The following is a 23,798-nucleotide window of genomic DNA, read 5'->3' as shown; positions in this document are numbered from 1 at the left end:
CAGCCCGGTCGAATGCTCATTTACAGCTCGTAAACTCGAATGCGAGCCCAGTCCGTTCCTCACCTGTTTTTGCGGGGCCGCCATCGGTATCGCCTGACCTTCGCTCGACGACTTTTCGTACAGAGCCTAGTCTGGCAACTCGTCCAGCGCCGGCAGGTCGGCCGAGCGCTCGAGCAGGTCAGCCGGCAGGTTCTTGCTCGCGCGAGCGCCCAGCAAGCGCAGGTTCTCGACTCGCCCGACCAGATTGCCGCGCCCATCGACCAGCTTGTTGCGGGCGGCGCCATAGGCTTTGTCCAATTGCTGCAGACGGCTGCCCATTTCGTCGAGGTCGGCGATGAAGGCCACGAACTTGTCGTAGAGCTGGCCAGCACGCTCGGCGATCTCACGGGCGTTCTGCCCCTGACGCTCCTGGCGCCAGAGGCTGTCGATCACGCGCAGGGTCGCCAGCAGGGTGGTCGGGCTGACGATCACCACCTGCTGCTCGAAAGCTTCCTGGAACAGATCCGGCTCGGCCTGCAGGGCTGTGGCGAAGGCGGCTTCGATGGGCACGAAGAGCAGCACGAAATCCAGACTGTGCAAGCCTTCCAGGCGCTGGTAATCCTTGCCGGAAAGTCCTTTGAGGTGGCTGCGCAACGACACCAGGTGCTGGCGCAGCGCCTGCTGGCGGCTGGCCTCATCCTCGGCCGCGACGAACTGCTGATAGGCGCTGAGGCTGACCTTGGCGTCGACGATCACCTGGCGATCACCCGGCAGATTGACCAGCACATCCGGCTGGTAACGCTCGCCACTGGCGCTCTTCAGGCTGACCTGGGTGCGATATTCGCGGCCCTTCTCCAGGCCGGCGTGCTCCAGCACCCGCTCCAGCACCAGCTCGCCCCAGTTGCCCTGGGTCTTCTGCCCTTTCAGGGCGCGGGTCAGGTTGGTGGCCTCATCGCCCAGGCGCTGGTTGAGCTGCTGCAGGCGCTCCAACTCCTTGCCGAGGGAGAAACGCTCGCGCGCTTCCTGCTGATAGCTCTCGTCGACGCGCTTCTCGAAGGCCTGGATGCGTTCCTTGAGCGGGTCGAGCAATTGCCCGAGGCGCTGCTGGCTGGTCTCGGCGAAACGCTGCTCGCGCTCGTCGAAGATCTTCGTCGCCAACTCGGAGAACTGCGCACGCAACTCATCACGCGCGCCCTGCAGATCATCCAGGCGCTGTTGCTGGTTCTCGCGATTTTCCTGCAGCTCGGCGGACAGCGCCGCACATTCGGCGGTCAGTCGGCGCAGTTCGGCCTCGCTGCGCTCACGCTGCTGGTTCCAGGATTGCGCCGCCTCACGGGCGATCTGCCGCTCCTGCTGCAGCAATTCATTCTCGCGGCGCAGGCCAGCCAGTTCGGTCTGTTGCTCGACCTTGATCTCACTGACCTCGGCCAGCTCGGCGCGGCAGGCATCGAGTTGGGCGAGCAGGCCGGCCTGGCTCAGCTGGGCATGCTCCAGGCGCTCCTGCAGCAGCGCTTGCTCGCTCTGCTCATGGCCAATGCGGCGCTGCAACGACCAGACAGCAGCCAGCAGCGGAACCAGTGCGACGGTGACGCCAATGACGAGGGAAAGGGGATCGACGGGCATAGACACTCCATGTTTGAGCGCCGGGAGTATACCCAGCCGGCCTCGTGCATGGGGCCAGCACGGCTCAGCGCGACAGGCGATCCAGCTCCTGCTGGGCACCGGAGTCGCCGGCGCGGGCAGCCTGACGCAGCAATTCCAGGCCGATGCGGCGATCACGGGTGTTGCCACAATCACGGCACAGCAGTTGGCCGAGGCGACTTTGCGCCTGCACGCAGCCTTTGCGCGCCGGTTGCTTGAGCAGGTTGCCAGCGATGCGTTTGACACTGGGCGCCTGACCCAGGCGCGGACGGTCGAGCAGCCACAGCGCGACACGCATGGGCAGACGGGCACGGTTGGAACGCGTTACGGACGATGGAGCTGGTAGAGCGCGAGGCATAAATAAAGGGGGGGTTGCTGCCGGGGCGCGCCACTCTACTCCTTTTTTCGCCAAGGTAAAGACTTGCCAGACGGCCCGACTCGCGTTCCAGAGCGCTTGCTTGGCACAATCCACAGAACCTGTGGATAACTCCGTGAACAACTTGGGCGAAAGGCGCTTGAAGGCCGATGAAATGGGGCTTCCAGACAAACTGTCGATTTTTTCACCAATGAAAAAATTGCATATTTTTCATTGACTTATTGAGGCTCCACGAAAAATCAAACGGTTACGACACTTTCTGACAGTGACATGACAGGCTGCGCCGCCATTGTGCACAAGTCTGTGCGGCAAATCCGCGCAGCGCTCTGTTTCAGGGCATAGGAGGGCTTTTGCTGATCGTTCAGGCAGGCTGCGGCAGCCGTCCCTGCACCAGAAACTGCTCGCGGTAAAACAGACGAGGCTGATCCGGTGCCTGGGCATGCTTGAAGGCCACGTAGTCGACCGTGGTTTCGCACAGCCAGGGGGTCAGATTGCGTGGTTTCTTCTCGGCAAAGGCCGAAGGTGCATACAGCGCGACATTACTGCCGCCGACCGGGCAGCGCGCCGAGCGAAACTGGAACGCCTGCACCTCGGCTGCGCGCATGGCCATGCCAATGGCCTGAGTCGCTCGGTAATCGCTGGGGTGCGCCAGCACTGCCTGGTGCTCACTGAAGGGTGGCAGCTGCAATTGAATGCCACGCTCGACGCGGTAACGCGCCTCGAAGGTGGAATGCTCGGAGAGGATGCGCCCGCTGGGCGGCGGGCTGGCCATGCCGACCCACAGCACGAAGCGGTAATAGGCGGCTTCGGCCAGCACCGTGTCCAGGCGCTGCGCGGCATAGAACAGGCTGGGCTCATGCACGCTGCCGAAGCGCGACCCCCACCGTAGCGGCGGATAACGAAACGGCGTCTTCAGCAAGTAATGCAGCGGCTCGCTACCGGTCGGCAATGGCGGCTTGCTGCCTTCCAGCAACTCCTCGAGCAGGGCCTGCTCGGCCAGGTTATCCACCAGTTGCAGGGTCGCCACCTGCACCTGGCTCTCCACCATGCGCAACAAGGTGCCGCCCAACGGGCGAATCTGTCGCTCGCCCTCACATGCCTGCCAGATGTCCATGGCCATGCCACCCGTCATCACAGCTTGCCGCGTATCGCGTCGAGGTATTCCACCACCCGCACCAGCCCCTGCACCTGCCCCATCAGTTGCAGCGGTACGCCGGCCAGATGGTGGTTCTCGGTGCGCAAGAAATGGCGCATGTCCTGCTGGTTGCCGCCGAACAGGGCGAACAGGGCGCGGTACACGCGAATCAACAGCAGGGCCAGTTCACCGCTCTTGCTCTGTGGGCGTAGACCACCCTCTCCCCAGCGGCTGATGGCACTGCGGTGCACACCGACGATGGCAGCCAGCTCCTGCTGGGTCAGGCCCAGTTGTTCACGGGTATTGAGCAGCGCCTTGGCCAATACGGCGTCGGCATCCGGCAACTGCTGGCTGATGGCACTCATGCTCATCTCCTGCGTCTGTTTTAATCAATACTAGCTCATAAAGTTGCATTTTCACAAAGCAGAATCCCCCTGGCCTGGCACTCATCAGCCCCTTGGGGTACCGTCGCCGGGAATCCGCTCAAGAGGACAAGGAATGGGCAGCCGGCGACCCTGGCTGAGAAGCCTGGCAGGACTGCTGGTCGTGCTGGTGGGGCTGGGTAGCTACGCCAGCTACCGCCTGCAGCGCCTGCTGGACGAGCAAGGCCTGCAGCTCGACTGGCGCAGCCTTGGCCCGACGCTGCACGGTGTGCGGATGCATGACCTGACGCTGCGACGCCTGGACGGTAGCCTGCAGGTGCACGCCGGCCAGGCTCAATGGCAACTGTGGCCGCGCTCGCGCCTGCTGCTAGACGATCTGCAACTGGATCTGCAACCAGCCTCGCCGCAAAGGCAGGACAGCAGCACCGCTCTCGACTGGCAGTCGCTGGGCAAAGCGCTCGCCTGGCTGCCGAGCCAGATCCAGCTACAGCGCTTCACCGCCCTGCTGCCCTGCGCCAGCGGCCACTGCCTGCTCGAAGGCGACCTGGAACTGTCACACCGTGAAGAGGCCTTGCACCTACACACTCACCTGCTGCGTGGCGAGCACGACGCCGAACTGGACGCCACGCTTCAGGGGCTGCAGCCCGCCGCCCTGAGCGCCCGCCATCTGTCGGCCGAACTGCGGCTCGACGGCCAGGCGCAACTGCAACTGGACACGCAGGTGCAGCGTCGTGACGAGCACCTGCAGTGGCAGGGGCGGCTCAATACGCCAGGCACTACCGATATCGCCTGGTTCGTCGCCTGGCTGGGCGAGTGGTCGCTGCTCGATACCCAATCGTTGAGCAACCTGCCGCAACAAGCGGCGCTCAATGCGCAGTGGCAGGTACAGCTCGATGCAGCCACCCCCCTGCAACAGCTATTGGCGTCACCCGGCTGGCTGAATCTGGATGCACGCCTGCCGCAGCCCTGGCCGGTGCCGGCAATGGGCCTGCTCAGCGGCAAGCTGACACTGAACCTGATCAACGACAGCGGGCGCTGGCAAGCGCACCGCGCCGAGGGCGAATTGCAGCTCAATCCGCAGAGCGCCCCTTGGCTAGCTGACGTCATCCAGGGGCTGCAACCCGGCTTGCTGACGCTCGATCTGGCCGCACTACCGGCAACAGAAGACGCCAACCTCGGTGTACACCTGCAACTGACCAGCCAGGGATCGTTGCATTTGCAAGGCGAAGCCACGTTGCTACTCGGACAGCAGCCGGACTGGTCGCTGCAGATCGCCGCTGCACGCCTGCAGGCAAGCAGCGAGCGCCTGAGCCTGGCAGACGGCCAGCTCGACAAGGCCGGCGTTGACCTGCAACTGAGCGGCAAGCTCGATGCACAGCAACTGAGCCTGCAACTGTTGCCGGACTCACGCCTGCAGATCCAACGCCTGCAAGGAGAAGGCATCCAGGCGCAACGCCTGGCAGTCGAGCTGAGTGGTCTGCATATCGGGGGGACGCCGCAAGCCCCCGAGCTGCTGGGGCCGCTGCAGTTCAGCATCGGCGACCTGCAACACGCAGCGCTGCACACCCAGGGTTGGCAATGGCAAAGCCAGCTACAGGCCACTCTCCAGGCTCAGTCACTGCAGGGCCCGCTACTGGCCGACTCCGGCCTGCAACTGGAACTGCACCTGCAACGTGAACAGACCGGCAAGCTGCAGCTGGACGCACGCCTCGACGAGCTGTTCCTGCGCGCCGGCAACCCGTTGCCGACCACTCTGGCCGACTGGCCACCGCTGCTGACGCTGGACAATGGCCGCCTGCAGGGCAGCGCCCGCCTCGACCTGACCAGCGGGCAACCGCTGCGCCTGAAGGCCGAGCTGGTCGCCAAGGGCCTCGCCGGCATCTATGACCGCAGCACCCTGAGCGGCCTCGACGCTACCCTGCAGTTGAACCAGCAGGGCCAGAAACTGAATCTGCAACTACCGAGCCTCAGCGCCCGCGAAATCAACCCCGGCATCGCCCTTGGCCCGCTGCATCTGCAGGGCGAATACCAGGCTGCGGCGAGCGCCCCGGCACGTGGCAACGTCCACCTGCAACGTGCCGATCTGGGTGTGCTCGGCGGTCAGCTCAGCCTGGATGCCGCTCAGTGGGATCTGGCGCAGCCTGAACAGGTGCTGCCGCTGAAACTCAGCGGCCTGGATCTGCAGACGCTGTTTCGCGTCTACCCTGCCGAAGGCCTGGCCGGCAACGGGCGACTCGATGGCACCCTGCCCTTGCGCCTGGGCCAGGGCATCAGCATCGAGCAGGGCCATATCGAGGCGCGCGCGCCCGGTGGACAGCTCAGCTTTCACTCGCCACGCATTCGCGCCATGGGCCAGGCCAACCCCGGCATGAAGCTGGTCACCGATGCCCTGGAAAACTTCCACTACGACCTGCTCAGCAGTAGCCTCGACTACCAACCGTCCGGCACACTGCGTCTTGGTATGCGCCTGCACGGACAGAACCCCGCTATCGAGCAGGGCCGGCCGATTCACTTCAGCATCAACCTGGAAGAAGACATTCCAACCCTGCTGGCCAGCCTGCAGTTGACCGACAAGGTCAGTGACATCATCCAGCAACGGATTCAGCAACGGATGCGCCAGCGTGTCCCCCATGAAAACAAGGAGTAGCGCCATGCCTCTGTGCCGCTTGCTCGCAGTCCTGGGTCTGGGACTGTCGATACTGGCCTGCACCCCGACCGTGCAGCTGGCCATGCCCAACGAGCCGATCAATATCAACCTCAACGTCAAGGTCGAGCACGAGATCTACATCAAGGTGGACAAGGCGCTGGACAACGTATTCAACGAAGACAGCGGCCTGTTCTGAGCCCGGCCACCCACGGATTCCAAGGAGCGAGACGATGATGCGATACCTGTCGACCCTGTTGCTGGCGCTGACCCTGAGCCTGCCGGCCTATGCGCTGAACCTCAACCAGGCCATGAGCGCCCTGGGCGACGCCAAGGCCGGCGGTCAGTTGGGCGAGCAGCCCAATGGTTACCTCGGCGTGGTCAAGCCGGGCGCTCAGGCCGAGGAGATTGCCCGTCTGATCAACCAGGCGCGGCGCGCCGAATACCAGAAGGTGGCCAAGGACAACGGCATCGCCCTTGGTGACGTCGAAGCCATTGCCGGCAAGAAAGCCCTCGAGCGTACGCCCAAAGGCCAGTTCATCCAGCTGAACGGCCAGTGGGTGCAGAAATAACGCCCAGGCCAACCGCAGAAACGAAAGAACCCGCCGAGGCGGGTTCTTTTTTGCGAGAGCGGCGATCAGGCGCCAGTTTTGCTCACGGCATCCTTGATCAGGGTCTGCAGCTCGCCCTTCTCGTACATCTCGGAGAGGATGTCGCTACCGCCGACCAGCTCACCACCCACCCACAGCTGCGGGAAGGTCGGCCAGTTGGCGTACTTGGGCAGGTTGGCGCGGATTTCCGGATTTTGCAGGATGTCGACGTAGGCGAACTTCTCGCCGCAGCCCATCACAGCCTGTGCAGCACGGGCGGAGAAGCCACACTGCGGGGCGTTGGGCGAGCCTTTCATGTACAGCAGAACGGTGTTGTTGGCGATCTGCTCTTTGATGGTTTCGATGATATCCATGGGGCACCTCAGCATAGACTTCGCGACCCGACGGTCGCCACGGTGGCGCGATTGTAGCGAAAAGCCGAGCACAATGCTCGGCCTTGCCGTCATCCCTAGAGCTGTTTACGACCTAGCGAGCTAGAGCCATGCAAGGCAAAAACAGGCGAGGACGCGGAGTTTACAAGTTGTAAATGAGCAGTCTGAGCCTGTTTTTAACGCAGCAGGGCCGACGCGCAGCAGGTCGTTACGCAGCCACTACCTCCACCGGCACCCCATTGAGCACCGCATTGCCAGACAAGGCATCGAGCTGGCGCTCGTCGGTCAGGTCGTTGGCGCTGGCGCCGGGTTGGGCGCGGGCGATATCCATCTGCACGCCGGGGCGTGCATGCCCCCAGCCGTGCGGCAAACTGACCACACCGGCCATCACCTCGTCGCTGGCTGCCACTTCAACCTCGATGCAGCCAACACGTGAGCGAACCTGCACACGCTGACCGTCGACCAGGCCACGGCTGGCCAGATCCGCCGGGTTCATCAGCAACTGATGGCGCGGCTTGCCCTTCACCAGACGGTGATAGTTGTGCATCCAGGAATTGTTGCTGCGCACGTGGCGGCGACCGATCAGCAGCAGCTCATGCTCGCTCGGCTGTTCCTGCTCGGCAAAACGCGCAAGATCGGCCAGCAACAACTCGGGAGCAGCCTGCACGGCCTTGCTCGGGGTTTTCAGGCGGGCGGCCAGATTTGGCTGCAAAGGCCCCAGATCCAACCCGTGCGGATGTTCGCGCAGGGCTGCCAGGCTGAGTTTGTGCTCGCTGCGATCACCATAGGGGCCGAAGCGCAGGCCCATGTCGATCATCTGCTCCGGCGCCATGGTCGGTTTTAGTTCGAGGTTGTTGCGCGCGGCGAATGCCTTGGCCAGGCCGACGAAGATTTCCCAGTCGTGCAGCGCACCGTCCGGCTTGGCCAGCACCGCCTCGTTGAAACGAGTGACATTGCGCACCGCGAACACATTGAAGGTGGTGTCGTAGTGGTCATGTTCCAGCGGCGCGGTCGGCGGCAGGATCAGGTCGGCATGACGCGTCGTCTCGTTGATGTAGAAATCCACCGAGAGCATGAAATCCAGACCGTCCAGCGCCTGCTCCAACTGGCGACCGTTGGGCGTGGACAGCACCGGGTTACCGGCCACCGTGACCAGCGCCTGAATCTGCCCCTGACCCGGCGTCAGCATCTCCTCGGCCAGCGCCGAGACCGGCAACTCGCCGCCATATTCCGGCAGGCCGGACACGCGGCTCTGCCAGCGATTGAAATGCCCACCCGAGGTGCTGGCGACCAGATCAACCGCCGGCGAGGTGCAGAGCACACCGCCCACGCGATCGAGATTGCCGGTGACCAGGTTGATCACCTGCACCAACCACTGGCACAGGGTACCGAAGGCCTGAGTGGAGACGCCCATGCGTCCGTAGCACACCGCCTTGTCGGCAGCGGCGAAGTCACGCGCCAGTTGGCGGATAATCTGCGCCGGCACGCCACAGCGAGCGCTCATGGCCTCGGCGTGGAAGCCGGCGATGGCGGCACGCACCTGTTCCAGCCCGTCCACGGGCAGATGGCTGTCGCGCGTCAGGCCTTCCTCGAACAGGGTATTGAGCATGCCCAGCAGCAAGGCAGCATCGCTGCCGGGCCGCACGAACAGATGCTGATCGGCGATGGCGGCCGTTTCACTGCGCCGCGGGTCGACCACCACCACCTTGCCGCCGCGAGCCTGGATGGCCTTCAGGCGCTTTTCCACATCCGGCACGGTCATGATGCTGCCATTGGACGCCAGCGGGTTGCCGCCGAGGATCAGCATGAAATCGGTGTGATCGATGTCAGGGATCGGTATCAGCAGGCCGTGGCCATACATGAGGTGGCTGGTCAGGTGATGCGGCAATTGATCCACCGAAGTGGCGGAGAAACGGCTGCGGGTTTTCAGCAGACCGAGGAAATAGTTGCTGTGGGTCATCAACCCATAGTTATGCACGCTGGGGTTGCCCTGATAGACCGCCACGGCGTTCGCGCCGTGTTCGGCCTGGATCGCACTCAGGCGTTCGGCTACCAACGCGAAGGCGTCATCCCAGTCGATGGCGTGCCACTGCTCACCAATGCGGCGCATGGGTTGGCGGATACGGTCGGGATCGTGCTGGATGTCTTGCAGGGCCACGGCCTTGGGGCAGATGTGACCACGGCTGAAACTGTCCTGAGGATCGCCCTTGATCGAGCGAATCTGCGTGCTGCCGTCAGGCTGGGTTTCGGTTTCGATGGCGAGGCCGCAGATGGCTTCGCACAAATGGCATGCACGGTAATGGAGGGACTTGGTCATGGCCTGGCCTCTTGTTCTGATCCGAGACGACCGGTCAGGTCGCAGGTCTGGAACTATGGGCCGGGCGAGACGACGACGCCAGCAGCGTTCGTCTCATGAATCGGCAGGCATCAAGCCTGCCGATTCAGGCAATTACCGATCCGATCAACGGATGGAGGTAACGGTGCCTTTCTTGCCGGTAACGCTGACGTTAACGGTCTTGAATACGAAGTAATCCTGAACGTTCACTTCGTAACGCGGGGCGACGATCACGTCAGCACCCGAGGCCTTGACTGCCTTGTAAGCAGCTGCGGACTTGGCGGAAGCGACCGGGTCCAGACCCAGCGCGAAACCACCCTCGCCACCACCGTAGGTCACGCCGTCGGCGAACTGAGTGTCGCCACCCAGCTTCAGAACACCGAACAGGATGTTCACAGAGGATTGACCGGAGATGGATTCGCCGACCTTGACGTCTGCCTTCAGGTTAGTTTCAACACCACCGCCCAGGGGCAGAGTGGGTTGGCTAACGTTCTGGCTGGCACAGCCAGTCAGCAGGGCGAGAGCGGAGAAGGCTGCGGCGTAGGCTACGTGTTTCATGCAAAACTCCTTTGCACAATTTTTCCATGGGTACCCCATTACGGGGGCAATGCATTGCCTTGGAAAGGCGGCGCAATCCTAGAAGCGCGTGCTAGAGCGGTGCAAGCGAGAATGTCAGTTTTGTGACATCTCGCACGCGCCTTTGGGAAAAGGCTTACAAAACAGGAATTTGTCGGTTATGGGGCGGCAATTTGCGCCGTCTCGTCATTTCCTTATAAGATCGCGCCTCCCCCTGTTTCGTCGCATCCTGCGGCCTCTTGCCGCAAGTTTCGCCGTTTTCAGCGGTTACGCCGAAGGCCCAAACTTGCGAACTGTAGTCATATAGGTAGTTAACGATGAGCGTCAGACACTTTCTCTCGATGATGGATTACACACCGGACGAACTGGTGGGGCTGATCCGCCGAGCCATCGAGCTGAAGGATCTGCGCAATCGCGGCGTGCTGTTCGAGCCGCTGAAGAATCGCGTGCTGGGCATGATCTTCGAGAAGGCCTCGACCCGTACTCGTCTGTCCTTCGAGGCCGGCATGATCCAGCTCGGCGGCCAGGCCATCTTCCTTTCGCCACGCGATACCCAGTTGGGCCGTGGCGAGCCGATCGGCGACGCTGCCATCGTCATGTCGAGCATGCTCGATGCCGTGATGATCCGCACCTTCGCCCACAGCAACCTCACCGAGTTCGCCGCCAAATCCAGAGTACCGGTGATCAATGGCCTGTCCGATGACCTGCACCCCTGCCAGTTGCTGGCCGACATGCAGACCTTCCTCGAGCACCGCGGCAGCATCGCTGGCAAGACGGTGGCCTGGATCGGCGACGGCAACAACATGTGCAATTCCTACATCGAGTCGGCGATCCAGTTCGACTTCCAGTTGAAGGTCGCCTGCCCAGAAGGCTACGAGCCGGACGCGCGCTTCCTGGCCCTGGCTGGTGACCGCGTGCAGGTCGTGCGCGATCCGCGCGAAGCCGTGGCCGGCGCTCACCTGGTCAGCACCGACGTGTGGGCGTCGATGGGCCAGGAAGATGAAGCCGAGCAGCGCATGGCGCTGTTCCGCCCCTATCAGGTCACCCCTGCCCTGCTCGATCTCGCCGCCGATGACGTGCTGTTCATGCACTGCCTGCCGGCGCACCGTGGCGAAGAAATCAGCGTCGACCTGCTCGACGATCCGCGCTCGGTCGCCTGGAATCAGGCCGAGAACCGCCTGCACGCGCAGAAGGCGCTGCTGGAACTGCTGGTCGAGCCGGCGTACCACCACGCATGAGTGTATTGCTGCAGCTGCGCGGGCTGAGCTGCGGCTACCACGCGCACACCGTGGTGCAGAAACTCGATCTGCACCTCAACGCCGGCGATATCGGCTGCTTGCTCGGCCCCTCTGGCTGCGGCAAGACCACCACCCTGCGCGCCATCGCCGGCTTCGAGCCGATCCTGACCGGCGAGATCGAACTGGGTGGCGAGATCATCTCTCGTCCCGGCTTCACTCTGGCGCCGGAGAAACGCCGCATCGGCATGGTGTTCCAGGACTACGCCCTCTTCCCGCACCTGAACGTGGCACAGAACGTCGCCTTCGGCATCCGCCAGCAAGCTGACGCCGAGCGCGTCACCCAGGAACTGCTCGATCTGGTCAAGCTCGGCCATCTGGCCAAGCGCTACCCACACGAGCTGTCTGGCGGTCAGCAACAGCGTGTCGCCCTGGCTCGCGCGCTGGCACCCTCACCGCAACTGTTGCTGCTCGACGAGCCGTTCTCCAACCTCGATGGCGAACTGCGCCGACGCCTGAGCCATGAGGTACGCGAGATTCTCAAGGCGCGTGGCACCAGCGCCATTCTGGTCACTCACGATCAGGAAGAAGCCTTCGCCGTCAGCGATCACGTCGGCGTGTTCAAGAGCGGACACCTGGAGCAGTGGGACACCCCCTTCAACCTCTACCATGAGCCGCTGACACCTTTCGTCGCCAGCTTCATCGGTCAGGGTTACTTCATCCGTGGCCAATTGCGCAGCCCGGACACGGTGCAGACCGAGCTGGGCGAGATTCGTGGCAACCGTGCCTATACCTGGGCAACAGGCAGCGCGGTCGACGTACTGCTGCGCCCGGACGACATCGTGCCGGACGAAGGCAGCCCACTGAAGGCGCGCATCGTCGGCAAGACCTTCCTCGGCGCCGCCACCCTGTATCGCCTGCAACTGCCCACCGGCAGTCAGCTGGAGTCGATATTCCCCAGCCATGCCGACCACCAGCCGGGCGACGAAGTGGGCATCCGCATCGCTGCCGACCATCTGGTGGCGTTCCCGGCTCAGGGCAGCGTGGCCGCCCAGATTAGCCTCGGCGAGCCCAGCGGCGTGCGCCGGGCCAGCAGCGACTGAGCGTCAGACGAACAACTGACCGCTGGCGACATGCCGGGCATGCCCGGCGATCTTCACCCGCTCACCCTGCAGTTGGCAGTGCAGCTCGCCACCACGCGCCGAGCACTGGAAGGCGTTGAAGCGCTCATGCCCAAGCTGCTCGGCCCAGTAAGGCACCAGCATGCAGTGCGTCGAGCCGGTGACCGGGTCTTCGTTGATACCGATAGCTGGGGCGAAATAACGCGAGACGAAATCATGCCGCTCACCTGGCGCAGTGATCAGCACACCGAGCCCCGGCAGGGCCGCCAGCGCCTGCAGGTCAGGCTCGAATGTGCGCACCTCTGCCTCGCTGCTCAGCACGGCCATCAACTCCTGCACGCTACCGTCGGGATTGAGCAATGCGCGAATCTCGCGCGCCGGCCGGCCCAGCGCCGCCTCGACATCGGCCTGTAGCGCAGGCGTCACCGGCACGGTCGGGCGCACCGGGAAATCCAGCTCCAGGCGCTCGCCCTGACGGGTCACGCGCAGCGATCCGGACAGGCAGGTAAAGTCCAGCGCTTCGCCGGGTTCGTCATACAGATCGAACAGCACCTTGGCGGTCGCCAGCGTGGCATGCCCACATAGCGGCACTTCACTGCCGGGGGTGAACCAGCGGATATGCCAGACGTCGCCCTCCTTCACCACGAAGGCGGTTTCCGCCAGGTTATGTTCGGCGGCGATACGCTGCATCCGGGCCTCGTCGAGCCAGCTATCCAGGCGGTAGACCATGGCAGGATTACCGGCGAAGGGCTGGTCGGTGAAGGCATCGATCTGATGAAAGTCGAGGGGCATGGGCAGCGGTTCCTGGCTGAAAGACAAGTCGACCGAGCTTGCCTGCAAGCCAGCACGCAAACCAGACACAGCTGGCGCATAACAGTTGGGTCAGCGCATGCTGCTCACGCCGTAACGGCTCATCAGCGCCTGCAGGCGACCATCGGCCTGAAAGCGCTGCAGCCCCTGCTCGAAAAGCCGTGCATAGTCGGCGCTTCGCGGCAGGCGCGGCGAAAAGGCGAGATAGATGGGGATATCACCCTGTCGGCAGCCCACCTCGACAATTTCAGTGAACAGATGACGCTCGGCGAGCACGGCCTCCATCACCCAGGCGTTCTCCACCAGTACATCGACACGCCCGCGACGCAGCTTGCGCAGGTTGGTGGCCAGGGCCTTATCACCTGTCACCAGTTGCACCTGGGGCGATTGCAGATGACGGTTCAGATACAGATCCAGCTCGGCACCGTAGCTGTAGCCGTTGATCGCCCCCAGGCGCCGCTGCACCAAGGATTCCAAGCCCTGATATCGCCACGGATCGCCACGCAGAGCGTAGAAACACATGCGCGAGAGCCCCGGGGCGGTCGGCGTGAAGATGAAGTCAGGCGCATCCTGCACACCGGCGCCGATGACCGCCCCCAGGCGCCCGCTGCGGGTATCGGCGACGGCCCGCGCCCAATTGAGCACGCGGTATTCGACCTCGATGCCCGACTCGGCAAATATCTGCTGCGCCAATTCGACGAAGATTCCTGGGCGCTCGGCATCGGCTGCGCAGTTGACCGGGCACCACAGGTCACCGGCGATAACCAGGGTTTCGGCACGCAAGGTGCCGGCGCTCAGCAGCCATAGCATCGCCAGCAGCCAGGCGCGCATGGCGCTGCTCAGCCGCCGCTGCGCACGCGCTGCACGGCATCCAGCCAACCGGCGTACAGGCGCCCTCGCGTGGCCTCGTCCATCTTCGGCTCGAAGCGTTGCTGGCGATGCCAGTGGCGGGCGATGGCATCGAGATCGGCGTACAAGCCCAACTGCAGGCCAGCCAGGTAGGCCACGCCGAGCGCGGTGGTCTCGGTCACCTCAGGCCGCTCGACACTGACGCCGAGGATGTCGGCAAGAAACTGCATGACCCAGTTGTTCTCCACCATGCCGCCATCCACGCGCAAGGCGCTGGGCGCGGCCGCACCGTCCTGGCGCATGGCTTCGAGCAGATCGAGAGTCTGGTAGCACACCGATTGCAGGCCGGCAGTGACGATCTCCTTGATCCCGGTATCACGAGTCAGACCGAAGATCGCACCGCGCGCCTTGGGATCCCAGTACGGCGCACCGAGACCGGTGAAGGCCGGCACCAGGTAGACACCACATGCCTCGCCAGTGGCTTCGGCCAGCGCTTCGCTATCGCGAGCATGGCCAATCAGCTTGATCCCATCGCGCAACCATTGCACGGCCGCGCCCGCGACGAAGATGCTGCCCTCGACCGCATAGGTGACCTTGCCACCGAGGCGGTAACCAACCGTGGTGAGCAGGCGATTCTTCGAGCTGACCGGCTCGCTGCCGGTGTTCTGAATCATGAAGCAGCCCGTGCCATAGGTGCTCTTGACCATGCCCGGCTGGAAACAGGCCTGGCCGATCAAGGCGGCCTGCTGGTCGCCCGCCATGCCCAGCACGGCAATGGACGAACCGAGCAGCTCGGCATCGGTATGGCCGAACTCGGCGGCGCAGTCGAGCACCTCAGGCAGCAGGCTGGCGGGGATGTCGAACAGCTCCAGCAGCTTGTCGTCCCACTGCTGGGTATGGATGTTGAACATCAGGGTGCGCGAGGCATTGCTGGCATCGGTGCGGTGCACCTTGCCACCGGTCAGACGCCAGAGCAGGAAGCTGTCGACGGTGCCGAAGCGCAGCTCACCGCGCTCGGCCCGCTGGCGCGCACCTGGCACGTTCTCGAGGATCCAGCGCAGCTTGGTAGCCGAGAAATAGGGGTCGATCAACAAGCCCGTACGCGCCGTGACGTCGGCCTCGTGGCCATCGGCCTTGAGCCGCGCGCAATAGTCGGCGGTGCGACGATCCTGCCAGACGATGGCCGGATGAATGGCCTCGCCGCTGCTGGCATCCCACACCAGGGTGGTTTCCCGCTGATTGGTGATGCCGATGCCGGCGATCGCCTGGCTGCTCAGCCCACTGCTGGCGATGGCGCTGCGACAAACCTCGAGGGTGGACGCCCAGATCTCCTCGGCATCGTGCTCGACCCAGCCATCCTGTGGGAAAAACTGCCGGAACTCCTGCTGCGCGCGGGCCACCGGCCGCCCTTCGCGATCGAAAACGATGGCGCGCGAGCTGGTGGTGCCCTGATCGATGGCTAACAGGTAGTGAGACATGGCATTTCCTTGTTGTTATCGGCAACGTTCGCCGCTTTTGCCTACATGTTGAATCATTCTGAGGGGCAGCATAACCCGCTGCTCAAGCCTTGCCGATAGCAGCGAATTGTCCCTGCGTGTGCAGGGCCAGGGTTTCGGCCGCCAGTTCCAGCTCCAGTCCGCGGCGGCCGCCGCTGACATGGATGGTTGGGTACAACCGGGCCGACTCGTCGATGAAGGTGCGCAGACGTTTCTTCTGCCCCAATGGGCTGATGCCTCCGACCAGGTAACCGGTCGCCCGCTGCGCGGCGGCCGGGTCGGCCATGTCCGCCTTCTTCGCACCGGCCGCACTGGCCAGCGCCTTGAGGTCGAGGGTGCCGGCCACCGGCACCACTGCCACCAGCAGCTCGCCCTTCTCGGTGGCGGCGAGCAGCGTCTTGAACACCGTTTCCGGTGCCAGCCCCAGTTTTTCCGCTGCTTCCAGCCCGTAGGACGGTGCCTTGGGGTCGTGCTGGTAGCTGTGCACACGGTGTTCGGCCTTGGCCTTCTTCAACAGATCGATTGCAGGCGTCATGTTCGAATGTGAAAACGCGAGGGAAGATGCCTTACAGTAGCAGGCGGAAAACGCCCATCGCTACACCCTATAATGGGCAACCTTCACAGGAAGCGCTCATGAACCTCGCTCCGCGCCAGCACGACATCCTCAATCTCGCCCGCGAACGCGGCTACGTCAGCATCGACGAACTGGCCCAGGCCTTCGCCGTCACGCCGCAGACCATCCGCCGCGATATAAATCAGTTGGCCGAGCATGGCTTGCTGCGACGCACTCACGGCGGTGCGGCCTGCGAGGCTTCGAGCATCCAGAACACCGCCTACGGCATGCGTGCCGGACAGATGCGGGAGGAGAAACAGCGCATCGCCGAAGCCGTGGCAGCGCAGATCCCTGATCATGCCTCGCTGTTCATCAACATCGGCACCACCACCGAAGCCATCGCTCGCGAGCTGCAGAACCACAAGGACCTGAAGATCATCACCAACAACCTGCATGTCGCCGCCCAACTCAGTGCCAAGGCGGACTTCGAAGTGCTGGTGGCCGGCGGCACGGTGCGCGGCGATGGCGGCATCGTCGGCCAGGCAGCGGTGGATTTCATCCAGCAGTTCAAGGTCGACTACGCCATCGTCGGCATCAGTGGCATCGACGAAGACGGCAGCCTGCTCGACTTCGACTATCAGGAAGTGCGCGTCTCCCAAGCCATCATCGACAATGCCCGGCAGGTTTTCCTGGCTGCCGACTCGAGCAAGTTCGGCCGCAACGCCGTGGTACGCCTGGGCTCCATCACCCTGGTCGACCGCGTCTTCACCGATAGCGAGCCACCCAGCGCGGTGCAACGCCTGCTGCGGGCCAACAAGGTTCAGCTCGACCTGGTTTGATTGACGCAGGTTTCAAGTAGGGCTGGCGCAACCCGCCATCAACACGCCGGCGGGTTGCACCCGCCCCACAGCAAACCTATCCCTGACTACCGCTCGGCGCGTCACTGTGCAGCCGACTGGCGGAAGCGCACATCTTCGTCTAGCATATTTTCGAAAGTGAACATCACTACATTCGAATTCAATAGCCGAGCGTGCCGCCATGCCTCACGACCATCTCGCCAGCCCAGTTGCAGAAGTCTATGACCTCGCCGTCGTCGGCGGTGGTATCAATGGTGTGGGGATCGCCGCCGATGCGGCGGGTCGAGGGCTATCCGTGTTCCTTTGCGAAAAGGACGACCTGGCCAGCCATACCTCCTCGGCCAGCAGCAAGCTGATCCATGGCGGCCTGCGCTATCTGGAGCATCACGAATTTCGCCTGGTGCGCGAGGCTCTGGCCGAGCGCGAAGTATTGCTGGCCAAGGCACCGCACATCGTCAAACCCATGCGCTTCGTCCTGCCGCACCGCCCGCACCTGCGCCCGGCCTGGATGATCCGCGCCGGGCTGTTCCTCTATGACCACCTGGGCAAGCGCGAACGTCTGCCGAGTTCGCGAGGCCTGCGCTTCGGTGCCGGCAGCCCGCTGAAACGCGAGATCACCCGCGGTTTCGAATACTCCGACTGCTGGGTGGACGATGCCCGCCTGGTGGTGCTCAACGCCATGGCCGCACGCGAGCACGGCGCACACATTCACCCGCGCACGCGCTGCGTCAGCGCCAGGCGCAGCAAGGGCCTCTGGCATGTGCATCTGGAGCGTGCCGATGGCAGCTTGTTCTCGATCCGCGCGCGCGGCCTGGTCAATGCCGCCGGCCCCTGGGTCGCGTGTCTGCTGCGCGAAGACTTCAAGCAGCAATCGCCTTATGGCATTCGTTTGATCCAGGGCAGCCATATCGTGGTGCCCAAGCTCTACGAGGGCGAACAGGCCTATATCCTGCAGAACGAGGATCGGCGCATCGTCTTCGCCATTCCCTACCTGGAGCGCTTCACCCTGATCGGCACGACTGATCGCGAGTACCAGGGCGACCCGGCCAAGGTGACGATCACTGCCGAGGAGACCGACTACCTGCTCAAGGTGGTCAACGACCATTTCCGCAAGCAGCTTACGCGTGACGATGTGCTGCACAGCTTCGCCGGGGTGCGCCCGCTGTGCGATGACGAGTCCGACGAACCCTCGGCGATTACCCGTGACTACACCCTGGCGCTGGCCGGCGCTCCGGGCGAAGCGCCGCTGTTGTCGGTATTCGGCGGCAAGCTGACCACCTATCGCAAGCTGGCTGAATCGGCGATGAAACTGCTGCAACCGAGCTTTGCCCACATGGGCGGTAGCTGGACGGCCAGTGCCACGCTGCCCGGCGGCGAGCAGATGCAGGACGTTGCCAGCCTCAGCGAAGCGCTGAGCGCGCGTTTCGGCTGGCTGCCAAGCCCCTTGGCCCAGCGCTGGGCCAGCAGCTACGGCAGCCGGGCCTGGCGCCTGCTCGAAGGCGTGAACAACCTGACCGACCTCGGCGAACATCTGGGTGCAGGGCTCTATACCCGCGAAGTGGACTATCTCTGCCGCGAGGAATGGGCGCGCAGCAGCAGCGATATCCTCTGGCGGCGCAGCAAGCTCGGCCTGTTCATGAGCCCAGGCCAGCAAACGCGCCTGCAGCAGTACCTGCAACAACACCACCCCTCCGCTGTGGCGGCCTGACGACTTCTTGCGCACACCCAGGCCCCGCTCAGCGGGGCTTTTTATCGCGCGGCAGAAATTATTTTTTCTGTCATCTTTCGCCGTTTTTGACGCGGCGCGCCCTGCCCCGTTTTATTTGTTATTTGAATTCAGATACTTGCGCTTCGATGCGGAATCTAAACATTCTTATTCAGTTTTATTTTCGCTTATCTTTCAAATACTTAGGTTTGACAGTTGGTAGAACGAGGCTGAAAATCCCGTTCTGTAAACCTATCGGCTACATCAGCAGGAGCGACCATGAAAGGCGACAAGAAAGTTATCCAACACCTGAACAAGATCCTTGGTAACGAGCTGGTCGCGATCAACCAGTATTTTCTGCATGCGCGCATGTACGAAGATTGGGGCCTGAAGAAACTCGGCGAGCACGAGTATCACGAGTCCATCGACGAGATGAAGCATGCCGACAAGCTGATCAAGCGCATCCTGTTCCTCGAAGGCATTCCCAATCTGCAGGATCTGGGCAAGATCCTGATCGGTGAAAACACCAAGGAAATGCTCGAGTGCGACCTGAAGATCGAGCACAAGGCCCATGCCGACCTGAAAGCCGCCATTGCCTACTGCGAAAGTGCCGGTGACTACGCCAGCCGCGAGCTGCTGGAAGACATTCTGGAGTCCGAGGAAGAGCATATCGACTGGCTGGAAACCCAGCTGAGCCTGATCGAAGCCGTTGGCCTGCAGAACTACCTGCAATCGCAGATGGACGAGTAAGGCCATCCGCAATACGAAAAACGGGAGCCAAGGGCTCCCGTTTTTTATTGCCGCTATCCGCTTGCAAGGCATGGCATGGGAAGGCTTCAGCCACGACAACCGCTGAAGCACCTCATGCCAATCAATGCGCTTCGTTTTCCTTGACCCGGAACCAGGCCGCATACAGCGCCGGCAGGAACAGCAAGGTCAATGCCGTGGCGACGATCAGGCCGCCCATGATGGCGACCGCCATCGGCCCGAAGAATACGCTGCGCGACAGCGGAATCATCGCCAGCACGGCGGCCAGGGCCGTCAGCACGATGGGGCGGAAACGCCTGACGGTGGCCTCGATGATGGCCTGCCAGCGACCCAGCCCATGGCTGATGTCCTGTTCGATCTGGTCGACCAGAATCACCGAGTTACGCATGATCATCCCCGCCAGGGCGATGGTGCCGAGCATGGCAACGAAGCCGAACGGCTGACGGAAGAGCAGCAGGAACAGGGTCACCCCGATCAGCCCGAGCGGCGCGGTGAGGAACACCATGGCCGAACGCGAGAAGCTACGCAACTGCAGCATCAGCAGGGTCAGCACCACCACGATGAACAGCGGGATACCCGCATTGACCGACTTCTGCCCGCGTGCGGAGTCCTCCACGGTACCGCCGACTTCCAGCAGGTAGCCACTGGGCAGTTCGGCGCGGATCGGATCCAGCGTCGGAGATATCTGCATCACCAGGCTGGCCGGCTGCTCCTTGCCATAAACATCGGCGCGCACGGTCACGGTGGGCAGGCGGTTGCGGTGCCAGATGATGCCCTCCTCGAAGCCGTACTCCAGCGTCGCCACCTGCGACAGCGCCACGCTGCGCCCGCTGTCGGTCGGCACCGCCAGGCTCGGTAGCTGGCTCAGTGCCTTGCGCTCCTCGGGCGTGCCACGCTGCAGAATCTCGATCAGCTCGTTGTCCTCACGATACTGGCTGACGCTGGTACCGGATAGCGACCCTTGCAGAAAGCGCGACAGCTCGGCCGTGTTGACGCCCAGCGCCCGCGCGCGATCCTGGTCGATATTGAGGATGACCACCTTGCTCGGTTCTTCCCAATCCAGGTGCACGTTGGCCACGTGCGGGTTCTCCCGCACCTTGTCCGCCACCTGGCGAGCCAGGGCGCGCACCTCGTCGATGTGCTCGCCACTGACGCGGAACTGCACCGGATAGCCCACCGGCGGGCCATTTTCCAGACGGCTGACACGGCTGCGCAGCGTGGGGAATTCGTCACGCATCACCTGGATCAGCCAAGTACGCAGCCGTTCACGCTCTTCGATGCTGCTGGCGAGCACGACGAACTGGGCAAAACTGGCTGCAGGCAATTGCTGATCGAGTGGCAGGTAGAAACGCGGCGAACCGGTTCCCACGTAGGCCACGTAGTTGTCGATCCCGCTCTGCGCCTTGAGCATCTCTTCCAGACGCTTGACCTCAGCCTCGGTGGCCAGCAGCGAGGCGCCCTCCTCCAGCTTGATGTCGACCATCAGCTCCAGCCGACCGGAGGCCGGGAAGAACTGCTGTGGCACGAAGCGGAACAGCACGATTGAAGCCACGAACAAGCCCAGGGTCAGCACGATCACCGTCTTGCGGCGGCGTACGCACCACTCCACCAGAGCCCTGACACGTCGATAGAAGGGGGTCGCATACGGATCGTGAGCGCCACCATCGCCATGTTTGGAAGCATGCAGCTTGGCCAGATCCGGTAACAGCTTGTCGCCCAGATAGGGCACGAACATCACGGCGGCAATCCACGAGGCCACCAGAGAGATCACTACCACCTGAAAGATCGAGCGGGTGTACTCGCCGGTGCCCGACTGCGCCGTGGCGATGGGCAGAAAGCCCGCCGCCGTGATCAGCGTGCCGGTGAGCATGGGGAAGGCCGTGCTGGTCCAGGCGAAGCTGGCCGCTTTGAGGCGGTCATAGCCCTGCTCCATCTTGATGGCCATCATCTCCACCGCGATGATCGCGTCGTCCACCAGCAAGCCCAGACCCAGCACCAGCGCGCCGAGAGAAATCTTGTGCAGGCCTATGCCTAAGTAGTACATGGCCGCGAAGGTCATAGCCAACACCAGCGGGATGACCAACGCCACCACCAGCCCGGTACGCAGCCCAAGGGAGAAGAAGCTGACCAGCAGGACGATGGTCAATGCCTCCACCAGCACCTTGACGAACTCGCCCACGCCCGTCTTCACCGCTGCCGGCTGATCGGACACCTTGCGCAGCTCCATGCCCAACGGCAGGGTCTGCTGCAGACGCGCGAACGCCTCTTCCAGCGCCTTGCCCAACACGAGGATGTCGCCGCCGGCCTTCATCGACACTGCAATGCCGATGGCGTCCTCGCCCATGAAGCGCATGCGCGGCGCGGGCGGATCGTTGAAGCCGCGTTTGACCTCGGCCACGTCGGCGATGCGGAAGGTGCGGTCACCGACGCGAATGGGGAAGCTGCGGATCTCGTCCACCGACTCGAAACGGCCGGTGACACGCAGCTGGATGCGCTCGCTATCGGTTTCGAAGAAGCCAGCGGCCGCCACCGCATTCTGTGCCTCCAGCGCCTGCTGCACCGCCGACAGCGGCAGACCGAGAGTGGCCAGCTTGGTGTTGGACAGCTCGATCCAGATTTTCTCGTCCTGCAGGCCGACCAGTTCCACCTTGCCCACGTCCTTGACGCGCTGCAGCTGCAACTGGATGCGGTCGGCGTAGTCCTTGAGCACTGCGTAGTCGAACCCATTGCCGGTCAACGCATAGATATTGCCGAAGGTGGTACCGAACTCGTCATTGAAGAACGGGCCCTGGATGCCGGAGGGCAAGGTGTAACGAATGTCGCCGATCTTCTTGCGAACCTGGTACCAAAGGTCGGGAATCTCCGAACTGTGCATGGAGTCGCGCGCCATGAAGGTGACCTGCGACTCACCCGGCCGGGAGAAACTGACGATACGGTCGTATTCGCCGGTTTCCATCAGCTTCTTCTCGATGCGTTCGGTGACCTGACGCGACACTTCTTCGGCACTGGCGCCCGGCCAGAGGGTACGGATCACCATGGCCTTGAAGGTGAAGGGAGGATCCTCGCTCTGCCCCAGCTTGGTGTAGGAAAGCCCACCGACGATGGCCAGCAGCAGCATGATGTAGAGCACGATCTCGCGGTGGCGCAGCGCCCAGGCAGACAGGTTGAAGCTCATCGGCTTACTCCTTGGCGGCCATTTCGACGTTGCGATTGGCGCGATCCACAGGCCGCACCTGCATCCCCTCGCGCAGCACCTGCACGCCGGCAGCTACCACCCAGTCGGACGCCTTCAGCCCCTCCAGCACCGGTACCTGGTTGTCACCATAAGCGCCGACGCGCACCGCCCGCCGTTCGACCTTGTGCTCACCAGGAGTGACCACCCAGACGAACGGCTGGCCCTGCTCGGAACTGAGCGCAGACAGAGGGACGGCCAGCGGCACCTGGCCGTCGCTGACGATGAAGACCCGCGCGCTCTGCCCCAGCTCGGCGGGCACCTGGCCTTCGGTGAAGGCCACGCGCGTGGCGAAGGTACGCGACTGCGAGTCAGCCGCCGGCGCCATCTCGCGGATGCGACCGGGAAAGCGCTGCCCCGGCTGTGACCACAGCTCCACCTCGACCGCCTGGCCGATCTGGAACCGCCCCACGCTCTGCTCCGGCAGGCTGATCAGCACCTCACGCTCGCCATCGGCCGCCAAGGTGAAAACGCCCTGCCCGGCCGCCACCACCTGCCCGACCTCCAGCGAACGGCGGGCGATCACGCCGTCCTGAGACGCGCGTAGCACGGCGTAGTCGGTCTGGTTGCGGGCCACGTCGTATTCCGCCTTGACCTGATTCAGTCGCGCCTCGCCGGAGCGGTACTGATTTTCGATGTTGTCGAATTGCGAGCGGCTGACCAGGTTGCGGGCCAGCAGGGTCTTGTAGCGCTCACGCTCGGCGCGCACGGTCTGCAGATTGGCTTCGGCCGCCGCCACCTGGGCCCGCGAAGCGTCAAGCTGCAAACGCACGTCCTGAGGATCGAGCTGGGCCAGCGGTTGATCCTTCTTCACCCGATCACCGACATCCACCAGGCGTTTGCTCACCTTGCCGGCGATGCGGAAAGCCAGCTCCGGCTCGAAACGTGCCCGCACCTCACCGGGGTAGCTGTCGACCAGAGCGGCGGCAGGTTGTGGTTGAACCACCATGGCAGGACGAAGGGATTGTTCGGTCTGCTCATCGTTGCTGCAGGCAGCGAGCAGCATGGCGAGACCCAGAGACGCAACGAGCGGAAGGGCGTGGCGAAACATGTTGGCGACCTTTCGGGGAAGGTTTGGAATATTTGTACTGCCGGGTATAGTAAAAATAGCAAACTCGCCA

General features: G+C 63.4%; 21 protein-coding genes. 8 read left to right on the top strand and 13 right to left on the bottom strand.

Annotation, left to right across the window (positions count from 1 at the left end; all coding sequences use genetic code 11):
* Positions 1 to 126: 126 nt before the first annotated feature.
* The 4 genes from ACODS1_RS01200 to ACODS1_RS01185 form a co-directional block, all read right to left on the bottom strand.
* The gene (locus tag ACODS1_RS01200) at positions 127 to 1,488 is read right to left on the bottom strand and encodes a DNA recombination protein RmuC (RefSeq protein WP_322981726.1); all 1,362 of its coding nucleotides are present in this window, start codon (positions 1,486 to 1,488) and stop codon (positions 127 to 129) included.
* Positions 1,489 to 1,666: 178 nt separating this feature from the next.
* Positions 1,667 to 1,918, bottom strand: coding sequence for an SEL1-like repeat protein (locus tag ACODS1_RS01195; protein WP_322981647.1), 252 nt, complete (start codon positions 1,916 to 1,918; stop codon positions 1,667 to 1,669).
* 439 nt (positions 1,919 to 2,357) lie between these two features.
* On the bottom strand, positions 2,358 to 3,110 hold the full coding sequence (locus ACODS1_RS01190; protein WP_489084204.1) for an RES family NAD+ phosphorylase: 753 nt from the start codon (positions 3,108 to 3,110) through the stop codon (positions 2,358 to 2,360).
* A 17-nt stretch (positions 3,111 to 3,127) separates the two neighbouring features.
* A complete protein-coding gene (locus ACODS1_RS01185; protein ID WP_322981646.1) occupies positions 3,128 to 3,496 on the bottom strand; it encodes an antitoxin Xre/MbcA/ParS toxin-binding domain-containing protein in 369 nt (122 codons plus the stop codon).
* Between the two features lie 133 nt (positions 3,497 to 3,629).
* Here ACODS1_RS01185 and ACODS1_RS01180 point away from each other — a divergent pair, with 133 nt between their 5' ends.
* The 3 genes from ACODS1_RS01180 to ACODS1_RS01170 are packed head-to-tail and all read left to right on the top strand — an operon-like array spanning position 3,630 to position 6,730.
* Positions 3,630 to 6,161: an intermembrane phospholipid transport YdbH family protein gene (locus tag ACODS1_RS01180; RefSeq protein WP_489084203.1), complete on the top strand. Its 2,532-nt coding sequence runs from the start codon at positions 3,630 to 3,632 to the stop codon at positions 6,159 to 6,161.
* Between the two features lie 4 nt (positions 6,162 to 6,165).
* Positions 6,166 to 6,357 carry a YnbE family lipoprotein gene (locus ACODS1_RS01175; RefSeq protein ID WP_322981644.1) on the top strand — a complete coding sequence of 64 codons (192 nt, stop codon included), beginning with the start codon at positions 6,166 to 6,168 and terminating at the stop codon, positions 6,355 to 6,357.
* 34 nt (positions 6,358 to 6,391) lie between these two features.
* Positions 6,392 to 6,730 carry a YdbL family probable chaperone protein gene (locus ACODS1_RS01170; protein ID WP_489084202.1) on the top strand — a complete coding sequence of 113 codons (339 nt, stop codon included), beginning with the start codon at positions 6,392 to 6,394 and terminating at the stop codon, positions 6,728 to 6,730.
* A 65-nt stretch (positions 6,731 to 6,795) separates the two neighbouring features.
* Here ACODS1_RS01170 and grxD read toward each other — a convergent pair whose 3' ends face one another.
* The 3 genes from grxD to ACODS1_RS01155 form a co-directional block, all read right to left on the bottom strand.
* Positions 6,796 to 7,122 (bottom strand): Grx4 family monothiol glutaredoxin, encoded by a 327-nt coding sequence (gene grxD / locus ACODS1_RS01165; protein ID WP_489084201.1) that lies wholly within the window; start codon positions 7,120 to 7,122, stop codon positions 6,796 to 6,798.
* Between the two features lie 226 nt (positions 7,123 to 7,348).
* Positions 7,349 to 9,457 carry a molybdopterin oxidoreductase family protein gene (locus ACODS1_RS01160; protein WP_489084200.1) on the bottom strand — a complete coding sequence of 703 codons (2,109 nt, stop codon included), beginning with the start codon at positions 9,455 to 9,457 and terminating at the stop codon, positions 7,349 to 7,351.
* Between the two features lie 144 nt (positions 9,458 to 9,601).
* A complete protein-coding gene (locus ACODS1_RS01155; RefSeq protein ID WP_047588458.1) occupies positions 9,602 to 10,033 on the bottom strand; it encodes a hypothetical protein in 432 nt (143 codons plus the stop codon).
* A 335-nt stretch (positions 10,034 to 10,368) separates the two neighbouring features.
* On the opposite strand from ACODS1_RS01155, the gene argF reads away from it, so the two are divergent.
* Together argF and ACODS1_RS01145 are read left to right on the top strand one after the other, a co-directional pair.
* Positions 10,369 to 11,289, top strand: coding sequence for an ornithine carbamoyltransferase (argF, locus tag ACODS1_RS01150; protein WP_322981640.1), 921 nt, complete (start codon positions 10,369 to 10,371; stop codon positions 11,287 to 11,289).
* Positions 11,286 to 12,389, top strand: a complete 1,104-nt coding sequence (locus ACODS1_RS01145; protein ID WP_489084199.1) for an ABC transporter ATP-binding protein — start codon at positions 11,286 to 11,288, stop codon at positions 12,387 to 12,389. The genes argF and ACODS1_RS01145 overlap by 4 nt, the downstream gene beginning before the upstream one ends.
* A gap of 3 nt (positions 12,390 to 12,392) precedes the next feature.
* On the opposite strand, the gene ACODS1_RS01140 is transcribed toward ACODS1_RS01145, so the two are convergent.
* The 4 genes from ACODS1_RS01140 to ybaK all read right to left on the bottom strand — a co-directional run bounded on the left by ACODS1_RS01140 (position 12,393) and on the right by ybaK (position 16,097).
* Positions 12,393 to 13,199 carry a PhzF family phenazine biosynthesis protein gene (locus ACODS1_RS01140; RefSeq protein WP_489084198.1) on the bottom strand — a complete coding sequence of 269 codons (807 nt, stop codon included), beginning with the start codon at positions 13,197 to 13,199 and terminating at the stop codon, positions 12,393 to 12,395.
* 90 nt (positions 13,200 to 13,289) lie between these two features.
* Positions 13,290 to 14,048, bottom strand: coding sequence for a substrate-binding periplasmic protein (locus tag ACODS1_RS01135; RefSeq protein ID WP_489084197.1), 759 nt, complete (start codon positions 14,046 to 14,048; stop codon positions 13,290 to 13,292).
* A gap of 8 nt (positions 14,049 to 14,056) precedes the next feature.
* Positions 14,057 to 15,544, bottom strand: a complete 1,488-nt coding sequence (gene glpK, locus ACODS1_RS01130) for a glycerol kinase GlpK (protein ID WP_489084196.1) — start codon at positions 15,542 to 15,544, stop codon at positions 14,057 to 14,059.
* A gap of 82 nt (positions 15,545 to 15,626) precedes the next feature.
* Positions 15,627 to 16,097, bottom strand: coding sequence for a Cys-tRNA(Pro) deacylase (gene ybaK / locus ACODS1_RS01125; RefSeq protein ID WP_322981635.1), 471 nt, complete (start codon positions 16,095 to 16,097; stop codon positions 15,627 to 15,629).
* A 98-nt stretch (positions 16,098 to 16,195) separates the two neighbouring features.
* Here ybaK and ACODS1_RS01120 point away from each other — a divergent pair, with 98 nt between their 5' ends.
* From ACODS1_RS01120 to bfr, 3 genes are all read left to right on the top strand, one after another.
* On the top strand, positions 16,196 to 16,954 hold the full coding sequence (locus tag ACODS1_RS01120; protein ID WP_489084195.1) for a DeoR/GlpR family DNA-binding transcription regulator: 759 nt from the start codon (positions 16,196 to 16,198) through the stop codon (positions 16,952 to 16,954).
* 199 nt (positions 16,955 to 17,153) lie between these two features.
* Positions 17,154 to 18,680 carry a glycerol-3-phosphate dehydrogenase gene (gene glpD / locus ACODS1_RS01115; protein WP_489084194.1) on the top strand — a complete coding sequence of 509 codons (1,527 nt, stop codon included), beginning with the start codon at positions 17,154 to 17,156 and terminating at the stop codon, positions 18,678 to 18,680.
* A gap of 276 nt (positions 18,681 to 18,956) precedes the next feature.
* On the top strand, positions 18,957 to 19,427 hold the full coding sequence (bfr, locus tag ACODS1_RS01110) for a bacterioferritin (RefSeq protein WP_489084193.1): 471 nt from the start codon (positions 18,957 to 18,959) through the stop codon (positions 19,425 to 19,427).
* A 121-nt stretch (positions 19,428 to 19,548) separates the two neighbouring features.
* Here bfr and ACODS1_RS01105 read toward each other — a convergent pair whose 3' ends face one another.
* Positions 19,549 to 22,620, bottom strand: coding sequence for an efflux RND transporter permease subunit (locus ACODS1_RS01105; RefSeq protein ID WP_489084192.1), 3,072 nt, complete (start codon positions 22,618 to 22,620; stop codon positions 19,549 to 19,551).
* Positions 22,621 to 22,624: 4 nt separating this feature from the next.
* Positions 22,625 to 23,728, bottom strand: a complete 1,104-nt coding sequence (locus ACODS1_RS01100) for an efflux RND transporter periplasmic adaptor subunit (protein ID WP_489084191.1) — start codon at positions 23,726 to 23,728, stop codon at positions 22,625 to 22,627.
* Between the last annotated feature and the right edge of the window lie 70 nt (positions 23,729 to 23,798).

It is taken from the genome of Pseudomonas sp. FG29, assembly GCF_057809355.1.
Note: the sequence above shows the minus strand (reverse complement) of the source record. Positions and strands in the feature narration are given on the sequence as shown.